Source organism: Pseudomonas sp. P1.31 (genome assembly GCF_001269815.1).
Lineage (GTDB): Bacteria > Pseudomonadota > Gammaproteobacteria > Pseudomonadales > Pseudomonadaceae > Aquipseudomonas > Aquipseudomonas rustica.
On record NZ_LHVN01000023.1, the window covers coordinates 1 to 13,774 of the forward strand.

A 13,774-nucleotide genomic window follows, 5' to 3' on the forward strand; every position below is an offset into this window, starting at 1 on the left:
TGCTCTTTCAAGCCATCTACGCCCAACGCTGCGTATCGTTCCAGCCACTTGTCGATGGTCGGACGGCTGACGCCATAGCGCCGGCTTAATTGGCTCTTGGTGTAACTGCCGCCAAGCCAGTCGCTGACTAACTTCACTCGTTGATCCATTGGGGACTCTTGATTCCAGGGCATGGTCAGCACCTCCTGACCATGATTGATACCTGTAAACCATGTCCCCGGTCTCAAACGTAAAGGATGTACCCGGTCTTTACCCACCCTAGCCCTCTCCCGGAGGGAGAGGGAACTGATTGGGGGATATTTGAGGGGTTCGCCGACCTGGACTTGCTTTGGCGAATCCATAATCGGCTCGGTCTGCTGAACATGCCTTACAAAATTCATAATCGCCTCGGTTTTTCAGGTCGATGTATCACTCAAGACAACTCGGTCGGCCCCCTCTCCCTCCGGGAGAGGGCTGGGGTGAGGGTTTGCCGTTAAGCGACTCAACCCGGCCAAAACCACCACGCCAACCAAAAGAACGCCAATCCCCAAAAACGCCCCATACCCGACCACCGTCACGCTGGAATACAGCATGTACAGGCACAACCCAAAAAACAGCAACGGCAACAGCGGATACAACGGCACCCGCACCGGCCTCGCCACCTCGGGAAACCGCCGCCGCAATATGACCAACGCGACACTGCTCAAACTCAAAAACAACCAATACACCGGGGTCAAATACTCGACCATGGTGTTAAACCCGCTCTGAGTAAAACTGCCGAACAACACCAGCAACAACGCCACCGCGCCTTCGGCCAGCAACGCTTTGCGCGGCACGCCATGGCGATCATCCCAATCACCAAAACTGCGCAACTGCGGTACATCGCGAGCAGCGGCGTAGGTCGTGCGCGCGCCAACCAGCAACGTCGAATTGATCGTGGCGATCGCCGCAATCCCCACCATCAGCAGAATCAGCATGACCCCGGGCGCGCCAAAAGCACGGTTGAGCAGTTCAACTGCCGGCGCATTGCTCGCCGCCAATCCGGCAAATCCCAGCCCCTGAACAAACGCCCAATTCAGCGCCAGATAGATAATCATCAACACCGTCAGCGCGCCGATCATGGCGATGAAAATCCCTCGCCGACCATCGCGCACTTCCGCCGATAACGTCGCCGCATCACTCCAGCCGCCGAACGCCAGAAACACAAAAATCATCGCCGCCGAAAACCCGGCCATGCCAGTATTTTCCGGCAATACCGCCGAGCTTGGCGCCGGCGGTTCAACCCCTTGCCACGCCAGAAAAACACCGGCACTGGCGATGCTCAAAAAGCCTAACGCGAGCAAGCCAACCAGCAATGTCTGCGTGATGAAACCGATGTGCTTGCCAGTCAGATTCAGCAGCACCAACGCTGCGATCACCGCCCCGGCAAACAGCCCCGATCCATACTGTCCTAAAGGCACCACCGCATTCACGTAATCGGCAAACATAAACGCCGACAACGCAATCCACCCGGTGTGCATCACCGAAAACCGCGACCAGGCGAACAGAAACCCCATGCGCTCGCCATACGCAGTGCGCAGAAAATGGTAGTCGCCGCCGGGATGCGGAAACGCTGTGGCCATTTCCGCAAAGCACAGCGCGCCGATCATCGACGCCACGCCGCCAAGCACCCACACCAGGTAGAAGTGCTCGGGCCCGACATTGAGCGCCACGGTCGGCGCGGTTTTCAGGATGTCGGTGGTGATCACCATGCCCAGCGTAATCAGCAGCGCCTGGAACACCGGCAGATGCCGCCCCGGCCCGGCGTTAGAAACCATACGTGGCGCGAGCGTAGTAGTAAGCGCCGTTGGTGCCGATTGGCGAGAGCACGTCGTACGGCAAGTTGCCGCCGTAGTTGATCGCCGAGCCGGAGCGTTCCGGGTAGTTGTCGGTGAGGTTGTTGCCACCGACGGCGATGTTGAATTTCGGGGTGAATTTGTAGGCGACTTCAGCGTCCAGTTGCCACACCGCACCGTAGGTCTGCTCCGGTTGCGAATCACCGAAATCAAACACACGAGTAGTCTCGCCCTGACGGGTCAGGCGTCCGAGCAAGCCCCAATGTTCGCTGGCCCAGTTGGCGGAAAAGATGAAGCGATCCTTCGGCGCGGCGTCGGTCAAGGTGTTGGTTTCTTCGACGCCGACCAGCGCGTCATTGCCGATGCCCAGCGCGGTCAATTGCGATGGCGTGCCTTTGGTGCTGGTGACTTTGGTGTGGTTGTAGGTGTACGCGGTGGTCAGGCCGAGTTGCCCTTCGTAGAACGGCTGATGATAGTTGAGCACCAGTTCGGCGCCGTGGGTGCTGGTGTCGGCGGCGTTGGTGAAGAAGTTGACGTCATGTATGCCGGCCACGCCGAAGTTGTCATTGATGTAGTTTTCCAGCGCATCGCTGCCGATGCGTTGCGACAGGGTGATGCGGTCTTTGACGTCGATGCGGAACACGTCCAGCGACGCATCGAAGCGTTCGTTCAACTGGAAGGTCAGGCCGAGGCTGAAGTTTTTCGAGGTTTCCGGATCAAGTTTTTCTGCGCCCAATGCGCGGGCAATCGGATCGTTAACCGAGAGCACGCGAATGTCAGTCAGCGTGCCGCCGTCGCCGAAGTTGCTGGTGGTGTTCTGGAAACCGCTCTGCGCAAGAGACGGCGCGCGGAAGTTGTTCGACACTGCGCCGCGCACCGCCCACTGCTCGGTGAGTTTGTAGCGGCCACTGAGTTTACCGGTGAGTTTGCTGCCGGCGTCGTCGTAATGCTCCCAACGCGTGGCGGCGTCGACGAAGAAACGGTCGGTGAGATCGCCGGACAACTCGGCGTAAGTGCCGAACACATTGCGATCCAGATCTGACTCTTCGCTCGGGCGCAGTCCATTGGCGCCATCGGCTCCGGAGCCAACGTAAGAAGCCGCGTCACCGGCGTAAGTCAGGTAGTTTTCGTAGCGGTATTCGCCGCCGACGGCCAACACAAATGAGCGTTCGCCGAGGCGCAGTTCGCGGGTGAAATCGAGGTTGGTCGTGGTCTGGCGCAACTCGTAATCGCCGGTATCGAACTCGGTGGGAGAGTCTTCACCGAGGCTGACGTTGAGGGTGCGTCGGGTCGATCCATCGAAGCGATTGCGGCCATGGGTGACGCTGCTGTCGAAGTCCCAGTCGTCGCCGATCATGCCTTTGAACCCGGCAGTGGCGGAGACGTCCTTGTTGTCGCCGAGCGATTGCGGCAGGTAGCCGTTGGGGTAGAACTGCGGCTGCTCGTACGGGTAGCGATAGAATTCGGCGCCGGTGGTGTGGCGCTGGTTGTAGGTGCCGAAGCTGTAGGCCTTGCCGCCGGCCAGCGGCAGTTCGCTGTTGAACCACAGGTTGACGTCGCGGGCGATGCCGTCGCCCATCACGTAGTTGCGCTGGTTGGGGATGTCGTCGAAGCCGTCGAAACCGGCGCGATTGGTCGGGTTGCGATCCTTGTACTCGGTGCCGCCGCGAATGAAGCCGCCCTCCTCGCCGAGGCGCGTGCCGATCTTGGCGGTGGTCACGCTGTTCTGGCCGTCGGTGGTGGTTTTGCCAATCGCGTCCTGATGGGTGTGGTAGGCGCCGTAGCTCGTCGTCACTTCGCCGCCCTCGGGGGCGTCGTCGAGGATGATGTTGATCACCCCGGCAATCGCATCGGAGCCGTATTGCGCACCGGCGCCATCGCGCAGCACTTCGATGCGTTTGATCGCGCTGATCGGGATTGAGTTGAAATCCACCGGCGCCGTGCCGCGACCGATTTTCGAGGAGTCGTTGACCACCGCCGAAGTGTGCCGGCGTTTGCCGTTGACCAACACCAGCACCTGATCCGGGCTCATGCCGCGCAGTTGAGCGGCGCGTACATGGTCGGCACCGCCGGAGTTGGACTGGCGCGGCAGGCTGAACGATGGCAACAGCGTCTGCAACGCTGCGCCCAATTCGCCATCCGCCGCGCCGGCGGCTTTCAGGTCATCAGCGGTGAGCACGTCGACCGGCACTGGCGAATCCAGCACGGTGCGGGACGTGCCACGAGTGCCGGTCACCAATACGGTATCGAGTTTGGCTTCATCGTCAGCTTGCGCGGGAAGTTGCCAGATGGACGTGAGCACAGCAGCAGCGAGTAATGAACGCGAACGGTAATACATGCAACAGCTCCTTGAATCGCAGCTAATACCCGGCCCTGCCAACCAAAAGTCGTCGGCCATCAGTGCACGGCAATGTCTGCTGTAGTTTTATAAAACAGGAAGGCAGCGAAGGCTGTTAGATCGGAAAGTGCAAATAGAACGCAGGATCCCCAAAAGTAAGCTTTTCCCCTTGGAGGCCGATGCTAGACGAGCGGAGGGCTGTGGCAAAAGAACCAATAACGCTTAGGTTATATCGGCTTGGCGGAGTGTGCTTAGAGCAACATAAGTGTTGCCCAGGCAACACTAAATCCAACTAACAACAACTAATCTACCGAAACCTTGTAGGAGCAGAGCTTGCTCGCGAAGAGGCCATACCTGCCAACATATTCTTTGAATGAGCCACCGCTTTCGCGAGCAAGCTTTGCTCCTACAGATTTAACGGTGGCGGGCTACTTCTATTCACTTGGGGCTTGCCGAAAACTAACCGCCAGGCGATTCCAGCTGTTGATTGTGGTCACCGCGATAGTCAGATCGACCATCTCGGCTTCATTGAACTGCTCGCGCGCCTGTTGATACACGTCATCCGGCACATGGCTTTCCGCCAACAAGGTCACCGCCTCCGCCCAGGCCAGTGCCGCGCGTTCACGAGGATTGAAAAACCCGCTGTCACGCCACACTGCAATCGCATACAACCGCCGATCACTCTCCCCCGCTCGCCGGGCTTCGACCGAATGCATATCCGTGCAAAACGCACAGCCGTTAAGTTGTGAGGCGCGGATCTTGATCAGTTGCAGCAACGGCTGTTCGATGCTCAAGTTGCTGGTCAGCGCCTCCATGGCAATCATCGCTTTCATCGCTTTGGGTGAAGCGCTGTAGTAATCCAGACGCGGGGACATGGCTTGATCTCGGCAGGCGCAATAAAGACTTCAAAGTAAGCGCCAAGAGGCTAGCGTTACAGCCCCAATTCCACGGAAAAGTGCCACACCAATAGCGGGCTCAACACAAACTCCTTGTAGGAGCTGCCGAAGGCTGCGATCTCTTGATCTTAAAAAGCAACATCAAGAGATCGCAGCCTTCGGCAGCTCCTACAGGGGTTTATGCCAATTTCGGGTATTTGTGCTGCGCAACTTCTGCCAATCGCCCAACAGCGCTAATCTGGCGGGCACTTCACATTGCCTCGGAGCCACGTCGGTATGGAACTTCATGTCGTGATCAACGGCCGCAAGGATCTCGCCGGTCAGTTGTACCAACAGCTGCGCGGCGCCATCGAATCCGGGCGTCTGGCCGCTGGCACGCAATTGCCGCCCAGCCGCTTGCTCGCCGAGCAACTGGGGATCTCGCGCAAGACCATCTCCGACACTTACGCGCAACTGACCTACGAAAACTTCCTCACCGGCGTGATCGGCAAAGGCACCTACGTCAACGCGCGCCCGGCGCAGGTTCAGCGCAAGCAAAGTCACAGCGAACTGGCCAGTGCCGAGGTGATCGAGAGCTGGCGCAATCTGCCGGTATTCCTGCGGCACCCGACACTGGAAGGTTCGCTGCGTTACGACTTCATTGGCGGCGCCACCAGCAAGGGCCAGTTTCCGCAGGATGACTGGCGGCGCTGCGTCGCCCATGCAATGCGGCAAATGGCTCAGTCGAAAGGCTTTTACAGCGTCGCCGAAGGTTTGCCGTCGCTGCGCAACGCGATTGCCCGACACATCGCATTTTCTCGAGGGGTGAACTGTCAGGACGAAGACATCGTGGTCTGCAATGGCGCGCAGCAGGCGCTGGATCTGATCGCTCGCGTGCTGCTGCGTCCTGGCAGTCTGGTGGCGATGGAAGACCCGGGCTATCCGCCAGCTCGCCTGCTGTTCGGCACGCACGGCGCCACCGTGGTCGGTATTCCAGTGGATGCCGAGGGCATTCAGGTCGAACATATTCCCGAGGGCACGCGGCTGATTTACGTGACGCCGTCGCACCAGTTTCCGCTGGGCATGCCGATGAGTCAGGCGCGCCGCGAAGCCTTGCTGGTGCGTGCGCATGAGCTCGGCGCAATCATCATTGAGGACGACTACGACAGCGAGTTTCGCTACGAAGGCCGGCCCACTGATTCGCTGTACAACCTCGACCAGCGCGGTCTCGTCGCGTATGTAGGCACCTTCTCGAAAACCTTGCTGCCCGAGTTGCGCCTGGGCTACGGAATTCTGCCGCCGGCGATCCTCGAAGCGGTGATCCGCGCCAAGCAGCTCACCGATTTGCACGCGTCCACCCTGCCGCAATGGGCGCTGGCCAAGTTCATCGCCGAGGGCTGTTTGCTCAAGCATATTCGCCGCTGCCACACGATTTATGCGCAGCGCCGCGAACGGATTCTGGCGCGCATGGCCAGCGATCTGTCGCCTTGGCTTGATGCGGTGCCGGCCAGTGCCGGATTCCACATGGCGGTGTTTTGCAAAGTGCCGATCGACCTGCCGCTGGTGATCGAACTGGCGAAAAAGGTCGAAGTCGGTCTCTACGCCATCAATGGCTTTTATTACCAGCAGACACCGCGTGATGGTTTGTACTTTGGCTTCGGCGCGATTGAGACGCTGGACATTGATATCGCCCTCGATCGCCTGCGCGACATTCTCCAGCAAGTTGCCTGAGCGATTGGCCTAACGGATTAACCGCCGATTGGTTATTGGTGATCGGCGGGTGCAGGCCTATTCTGCACAGGCGTTATCCCTCAATGAGCAGGATTCGTCCGGCCTGATTCAGGAGTGTGAGCAATGTCCAACGAAGTGATCAATACGGTGCAGGTGCAGGCTGCTGCCGGCCGCTCTGACGAGCTGGGCAAGCAACTGCAAAGGATCGTCGAAACCCTGCGCGAAACGCCGGGCTGCGATTCCTACCTGGTCGACCGCTGCCCCGAGGACAGCCACCGCTGGACGGTCAGTGCGCGCTGGCAGTCGGAAGCGGCGATGCAAGCGCATTTCAACCGGCCTGAAGCGCAGGGGTTTATAGACCTGATTGATAGCCGGTTGGCCAATAGTGTGGACTTCAACAGTTTTCCCATTGTTTAGAAAATCAAAAGATCGCAGCCTTCGGCAGCTCCTACATTGGAATTCGTTCACTGTAGGAGCTGCCGAAGGCTGCGATCTTTGCTTTTTGTGCAAACCGTAATTGGTCACCCAATCTTCCCGAATATTGGCCGTTTGCTTGCCCCGCCCCTCGGACTACTGTGATTACCAACCACCCCCCAACCGGTAATCCACCATGAAAACCCTGCACCTTGTCGCTGCCGCCCTCGCCCTGGCCCTCTCCACCTCGGCCTTCGCCCACGACCCCTCGGAAAAAGTCACCGTACTGCAAGACCAGATGCTGAAAAACGCCCCCGGCAAAAAAGCCATGATGATCGAAGTCGACTACAAACCCGGCCAGTCTTCCATCGCTCACAAACACGACGGCACCGCGATGGCCTACGTGCTCGAAGGGGAAGTGATCTCTCAGGTCAAGGGCGAACAGGCGATCACCTATAAGAAAGGTCAGTTCTGGTACGAACCGGCCGGTTCCGAGCATTTGGTCTCGAAAAACGCCAGCCAAACCAAGCCAGCCAAGTTGCTGGTGTTCATGGTGCTGTCCCCGGATGAGAAAGTGCTGATTCCGCTGAAAAACTGATGGTTGTTTAGCCAGCCATAAATAAAAAGGCGCAAATTGCCGATTTGCGCCTTTTTATATCCCGATGCAATTAACCGGATCGGTTTACAGCAAATAAAACTATTCAATACAAAACCAGACAGCAAATTGTCAGCTTATTTGCCGTGCGACGGGGGTAGTCTGAATTAACTGCCGTCATTGACGGCAACTTTAAACTTTCCGACTGATGTTGTTTCACGGGAGAAACACCATGAAACTTGCGTTCACCAGTATGTTGGCGATATCGGTTTTAGCCCTCTCCGCCTGTTCAGTGCCGACGGCGCCAAAAGCAGTCTCGTCTCTCGATACCCTGCTGCCGCATCCAACCGGTCGCAGTAGCGCCACTCAGGTAAAAAGCGGTCCCGGCGTATCGCTCGGCGTGGTCTACAGCCCAAGCACCCAGAGCAACCGCGAATACCTGCGCGACTACCAAGCCAACGCCGGCACCGGTTTCGGCCAGAGCCTGCTGGTACAGCCGATCCACGACGCCTACGTCGCCAGCTCGAAACCGGACATGGCGGTGGAATGGGTCAACGCCTCCCTGCAACGCCAGTTCGGTTCAGTGACGGTGTATCCGGACATGCAAAGCTTGCGTGCAGCCAAACCGGATGTCACCGCAATCGTCGACACCCACAGCCAACTGATCACCTCGCGCAGCTCGGATATAAAGGCTGATGTCAGTGCCGATTTTTATGATGCGGGTTTGAACTACATTGGCACGGCAAAAGGTTCAGAAGCGAAAGAACTGACACCGGTGTGGGCGGACTTCAAACGTTCGGAAGAGATTGTTGCCGATATTAACCAGCAGCAAGACGTGCAAGTTCGGGCGCTGCAAAAGTTTGACCAATCGCTCAACAATTTAGTCGCACGGCCTGCGGATAAAGTGTCGATGCTTGATACTAAACCGGCTCAGAAGTTGTATTGAATGTAAGGGCCTCTTCGCGAGCAAGCCCCCTCCCACATTTGAAATTCGTACCTCCTGTGGGAGCGGGCTTGCTCGCGAAAGGGCCGCAATAGGCACCACAAAACTCGCAGACACAAAAAAGCCCCGGCATCTCACGATACCGGGGCTTTTTCATTCAGCGCTTACTTATGCCGTTTCAAGCTCGGCATTCGCCGTCGCTGCAGGCACTACTGCTTGCCCGCTCAACGCCAGATCCAGCAGTTCACGGTTGGCCACCGCGTACATGGCGTAGTCCGTGCCGCTCGCAGCGCGGATTTCCACCAGCATGGCGCGCCAGCGCGAGATCATGCTTTCGTGCTGTTCCATCCACAGTGCCAGACGTGCTTCCACGTCCAGTGTGCCGTCGCCCTGTTGCAGGACGGAGATGGTGATCGCGCGTTGCTGCCAGTCGACATCATCACGGAACGCTTCACGGGCCAGGGCTTGCCAGTTGTTTTCAACCGGCAGCGCGCTGATCTGTTGCAGGTACCAGGTGATGTCCAGCGCACTGCCCACGGCGAAGTAGGCTTTCGCCACTTCAGCAGGGTTCTGGCCAGTCACGTCGGAGGCTTCGATGATTGGCAGCAAGGTGTACAGGTGCGAGGTGCCCGCAACCATACGCGCCAGCAATTCCGGCACACCGGCTTCGACGTACGCCTGATAACGCGCCTGCCAGTTTTCACGGATTTCGCCGCTCAGCAGTTCGTCGAGTTTCAGGCCCAGCTCTTTCAGGTGCGGACCGAAATGCGCGACGTCACGGGCAGCGTTCTGCTCGTTGCGACGGGCACGCAGGAACCAGCGCGTGGCGCGACGGCCCAGACGCATCAGCTCGTCCATCAGCTCCAGCTGAACGTCAGCGGCAACCTGATAGTCCAGCGCTTCGATCTGACGGAACCAGTGCGGGAGGTGGAAGATGTCGCGCACGATCACATAAGCGCCAGCGACGTTCGCCGGACTCATGCCGGTCGACTCTTTGAGTCGTTGAACGAAGGTGATGCCCATATGGTTGACCAGGTCGTTGGCGATCTGGGTGCTGACGATCTCGCGCTTCAGACGGTGGCGACGCATGGCTTCGGAGAACTTGCTGACCAGGGTCGGCGGGAACGCCGTTTCCATGTCGCGGGTCAGGTAATCGTCGTCCGGCACCAAGGAGCCCAACAGCTGCTCCTTGAGATCGATTTTGCTGTACGAGATCAGCACCGACAGCTCAGGACGGGTCAGACCGTGGCCTTCAGCAATACGCTCGGCCAGTTGCTCTTCGGTCGGCAGGAACTCGATGGCACGGTCCAGCTTGCCACGGCCTTCCAGATCGCCCATCAGACGCTTGTACTCAGCGATGCGCGCATAAGCACGACGCGCCGCCAGCGACAGCGCCTGAGTCTGCTTGTAGTTGTTGCCCAGCACCAGATTGCCGACTTCGTCGGTCATGCTTGCCAGCAACTGGTTGCGTTGCTTGTCGGTCATGTCACCGGCCTGAACCACTTCGTTCAGCAGGATCTTGATGTTTACTTCGTGGTCGGAGCAGTCCACGCCGCCGGCGTTGTCGATGAAGTCGGTGTTGGAACCGCCGCCATTCAGACCGAATTCCACACGACCCAGTTGGGTCATGCCGAGGTTACCGCCCTCGCCCACGACTTTGCAGCGCAGCTCGTTGCCGTTTACGCGCAATGCATCGTTGGCCTTGTCGCCGACATCGGCGTGGCTTTCAGTGCTGGCCTTGACGTAAGTGCCGATACCGCCGTTCCACAGCAGATCCACTGGCGCCTTGAGCAAGGCATTCAGCAGTTCGGTCGGGGTCAGCTTGTCAGCCTTGATGTCGAAGCGTTCCTGCATCTGCGGGGAGATTGCGATGCTCTTCGCGCTGCGCGAGAAGATACCGCCACCTTCGGACATGATGCTGGTGTCGTAGTCGGTCCACGCCGAACGCGGCAGGTCGAACATGCGCTGACGCTCGACGAAGCTGGTCGCCGGGTTCGGGTTTGGATCAATGAAAATGTGCAGGTGGTTGAAGGCAGCGACCAGTTGCAGCTTGTCTGACATCAACAAGCCGTTACCGAACACGTCACCGGCCATGTCGCCGACGCCGACAACAGTGATGCTGTCTTCCTGAACATTGATGCCGCGCTCGCGGAAGTGACGTTGTACGCCGACCCACGCGCCTTTGGCGGTAATGCCCATTTTCTTGTGGTCGTAACCGGCCGAACCACCGGACGCAAACGCGTCACCCAGCCAGAAGCCGTAGTCGATGGCGATGCCGTTGGCGATGTCGGAGAAGGTCGCAGTGCCCTTGTCCGCCGCCACTACCAGGTACGGGTCGTCATCGTCGTGGCGCACCACGTTCAATGGCGGCACCAGCGCGCCGTCTTTCAGGTTGTCGGTGATGTCCAGCAGACCGGAAATGAAGATGCGGTAGCAGGCGATGCCCTCGGCCGCGATCTCGTCACGGCTGCCGCCCAGAGGCAGGCGACGCGGCAGGAAGCCGCCCTTCGCGCCCACTGGCACGATGACCGAGTTCTTCACTTGTTGAGCTTTTACCAGGCCGAGGACTTCGGTACGGAAGTCTTCTTCACGGTCGGACCAGCGCAGACCGCCACGGGCGACGTTACCGAAGCGCAGGTGCACGCCTTCAACGCGTGGCGAGTAGACGAAGATTTCAAACTTCGGCACTGGCTTCGGCAGTTCAGGGATCGCGTGCGGGTTGAACTTGAAGCTGAAGTACGACTTGTTCTGGCCGTTGGCATCAGTCTGATAGAAGTTGGTACGCAGGGTCGCTTTGATCAGGTCGAGGTAACGACGCAGGATGCGGTCTTCGTTGAGCACCTGAACGTCGTCCAGTGCGGTCAGAATCGCTTGTTCCAGACGCTGTTGCTTGTCTTCCAGGTCGTCGTCGCTGAGCTTGCGCGCCAGATAGAAGCGGGTCTTGAACAACCGGGTCAGCTCGCGAGCGATGTCGGTGTGGTTGTTCAGGGTACTGGCGATGTAACCCAGATCGAAGCCCAGACGAATCTGCTTCAGGTAACGGGCGTAAGCGCGCAGCAGTGCAACGTCGCGCCAAGGCAAACCGGCAGTCAGCACCAGACGGTTGAACGCATCGTTCTCGGCTTCGCCACGGACGATGTGGACAAAGGCGTCCTGCAGGGTGTCGTTGAGTTGCTGGATGTCGAGATCCAGACCTTCAGCGGCGGTGAACGCGAAGTCGTGAATCCAGAACTCGCGGCCATTGGTGTGACGCAGACGGTACGGGAATTCACCCAGCACGCGCAGGCCGAGGTTTTCCAGAATCGGCAGCACGTCGGACAGCGCCAGCGGCGTGTCGGCGTGGTACAGCTTGCAATGCAGCTCGCGTTGGCCGGAGACCTGGCCCAGCGGCTGATAGAAGCTCATCACCAGCGGATTTTTTTCGTTGAGGCTCAGCAGGTGCTGCATGTCGACCACGGCCGAATGCGCAGCGAAACGCTCGCGGTAACCGGCCGGGAAGCCTTTCGGAAAGTCCGCCAGCACGTTGGTGCCGTGGGCTTCGCCGAAGCTTTCGACGGTCAGTGCGGCGTAGTCGTCCTGCCAGCTGCGGCAAGCCTGGACGACTTCTTTTTCCAGCAGCAGCGGATCGATGTCGAGACGGTTTTTCGGGTCGACACGCAGGATCAGCTGAACGCGAGCCAGCACGGACTCGGAGAAGAACGTCCAGAATTCGCAGTCGGAAGCCTTCAGGCGCTCCATCAGCACTTGCTGGATCTTCTGGCGAACTTCAGTGGAATAAATGTCGCGCGGCACGTAGGCCAGGCAGTAGCAGAAACGACCGTATGGGTCTTTGCGCAGGAACACGCGGATCTTGTTGCGTTCCTGGATCTGCACGATCGACATCACGGTGCTGAACAGCTCGTCGACCGGGGTCTGGAACAGGTCATCACGCGGCAGCACTTCGAGTACCTGCGCCAGTTCCTTGCCCAAGTGAGCCTTGGACTGGAAGCCGGAGCGGTGTTCGATTTCGGCGACCTTGCGGCGAATGAACGGGATGACCCGCACGCTCTCGCCATACACCGACGAGGTGTACAGGCCCATGAAACGGTGTTCTTTGATGACTTTGCCGTCGGCGTCGATTTCACGGATCGATACGTAATCCGGGTAAGCCGGACGGTGCACACGGCTCGGGTGCGCAGCCTTGGCGAACGACAGCAGGGTCGGTTCGCGCAGGTAGTTCACCGCGTAGTCTTCGATGCGCAGGTCGTCGTAGGTCAGGCCGGTGCGCAGCAGTTTGGTCAGGCCGAGGAAGGAGTTCTGATCGTACTCGATGTGGCCGCCATCGGCTTGATCGGTGACCACGAACTCTTCGTAGCCAAGGAAGGTGAAGTGGTTGCCCACCAGCCATTCCAGGAAGCTTTTGATTTCGTTCTTTTCTTCGGCATCGACGGCGAACGCGCTGTTGTCGAGTTTGGTGAGGATTTCCTGCACCTTGGCTTTCATCGGCTCAAAATCGGCGACCGCAACGCGGACTTCACCGAGAACCTGTTCCAGCTCTTTGCTCAGCACATTCAGTTCGGCCGCGTTGGCGCAGCGGTCGATTTCCAGGTACATCAACGACTCTTGCAGAATGCCGTCGCCCTGGGTGCCTTTCGGCAGGATTTCCAGCAACTCGCCCTTGCTGCCACGACGCACGCTGAGCACGGTGGTTTGCAGGGTGTGGATGCTGTAGCCGCGACGGTTCAGTTCGGTACGAACCGAGTCGACGAGGAATGGCAGGTCGTGGTGCAGGACTTCGACCGCGGTGTGGGTCGACTGCCAGCCATGACGCTCGTAATCGGGGTTGTAAACGCGCACTTGTGGTTGCGCGTGATCGAAGCGCTCAAGCAGGCGCCACGCAGAGAGAGTACAGCCAGCGAGGTCGGAGAGGCGACGTTGAGTCAGCTCGTCCAGAGAAATGATGCCGAAGAATTGTTCAGCGAACAGCGCCACTTGTGGCAGTGCCTGTTCACTGATGTGCTGCGCCAGTGCCGCTTGCAGTTGGTGCTGGAAGTCGGCTTTGCTGGCTGCGGTGAAGAACGCCAT

The 13,774-nt window shown here is 58.9% G+C and carries 9 protein-coding genes; 4 read left to right on the forward strand and 5 right to left on the reverse strand.

What is annotated here, in order from left to right; all coding sequences use genetic code 11:
- The 4 genes from AD669_RS15000 to AD669_RS15015 all read right to left on the reverse strand — a co-directional run.
- Positions 1–173 (reverse strand): helix-turn-helix domain-containing protein (locus tag AD669_RS15000; RefSeq protein WP_156316163.1); only part of this gene is annotated, 173 nt, incomplete at its 3' end.
- Positions 174–395: 222 nt separating this feature from the next.
- Positions 396–1,796, reverse strand: coding sequence for an APC family permease (locus tag AD669_RS15005; RefSeq protein WP_053121113.1), 1,401 nt, complete (start codon positions 1,794–1,796; stop codon positions 396–398).
- Positions 1,786–4,152 (reverse strand): TonB-dependent siderophore receptor, encoded by a 2,367-nt coding sequence (locus tag AD669_RS15010; RefSeq protein WP_053121115.1) that lies wholly within the window; start codon positions 4,150–4,152, stop codon positions 1,786–1,788. Before AD669_RS15010 ends, AD669_RS15005 begins: the two co-directional genes overlap by 11 nt.
- A gap of 434 nt (positions 4,153–4,586) precedes the next feature.
- Entirely contained in the window at positions 4,587–5,027 is a 441-nt protein-coding gene (locus AD669_RS15015) for a carboxymuconolactone decarboxylase family protein (protein ID WP_053121117.1), read from the reverse strand.
- Between the two features lie 297 nt (positions 5,028–5,324).
- Between AD669_RS15015 and AD669_RS15020 the strand changes: the two genes are divergently transcribed.
- The 4 genes from AD669_RS15020 to AD669_RS15035 all read left to right on the forward strand — a co-directional run bounded on the left by AD669_RS15020 (position 5,325) and on the right by AD669_RS15035 (position 8,713).
- The gene (locus tag AD669_RS15020; RefSeq protein WP_053121119.1) at positions 5,325–6,758 is read left to right on the forward strand and encodes a PLP-dependent aminotransferase family protein; all 1,434 of its coding nucleotides are present in this window, start codon (positions 5,325–5,327) and stop codon (positions 6,756–6,758) included.
- A gap of 123 nt (positions 6,759–6,881) precedes the next feature.
- Positions 6,882–7,175 (forward strand): putative quinol monooxygenase, encoded by a 294-nt coding sequence (locus AD669_RS15025; RefSeq protein ID WP_053121122.1) that lies wholly within the window; start codon positions 6,882–6,884, stop codon positions 7,173–7,175.
- Positions 7,176–7,368: 193 nt separating this feature from the next.
- Complete coding sequence (locus tag AD669_RS15030) at positions 7,369–7,770, forward strand: cupin domain-containing protein (RefSeq protein WP_053121124.1); 402 nt, start codon at positions 7,369–7,371, stop codon at positions 7,768–7,770.
- A 229-nt stretch (positions 7,771–7,999) separates the two neighbouring features.
- Positions 8,000–8,713: a hypothetical protein gene (locus AD669_RS15035; RefSeq protein WP_053121126.1), complete on the forward strand. Its 714-nt coding sequence runs from the start codon at positions 8,000–8,002 to the stop codon at positions 8,711–8,713.
- A 165-nt stretch (positions 8,714–8,878) separates the two neighbouring features.
- On the opposite strand, the gene AD669_RS15040 is transcribed toward AD669_RS15035, so the two are convergent.
- Positions 8,879–13,774, reverse strand: a complete 4,896-nt coding sequence (locus AD669_RS15040) for an NAD-glutamate dehydrogenase (protein WP_053121128.1) — start codon at positions 13,772–13,774, stop codon at positions 8,879–8,881.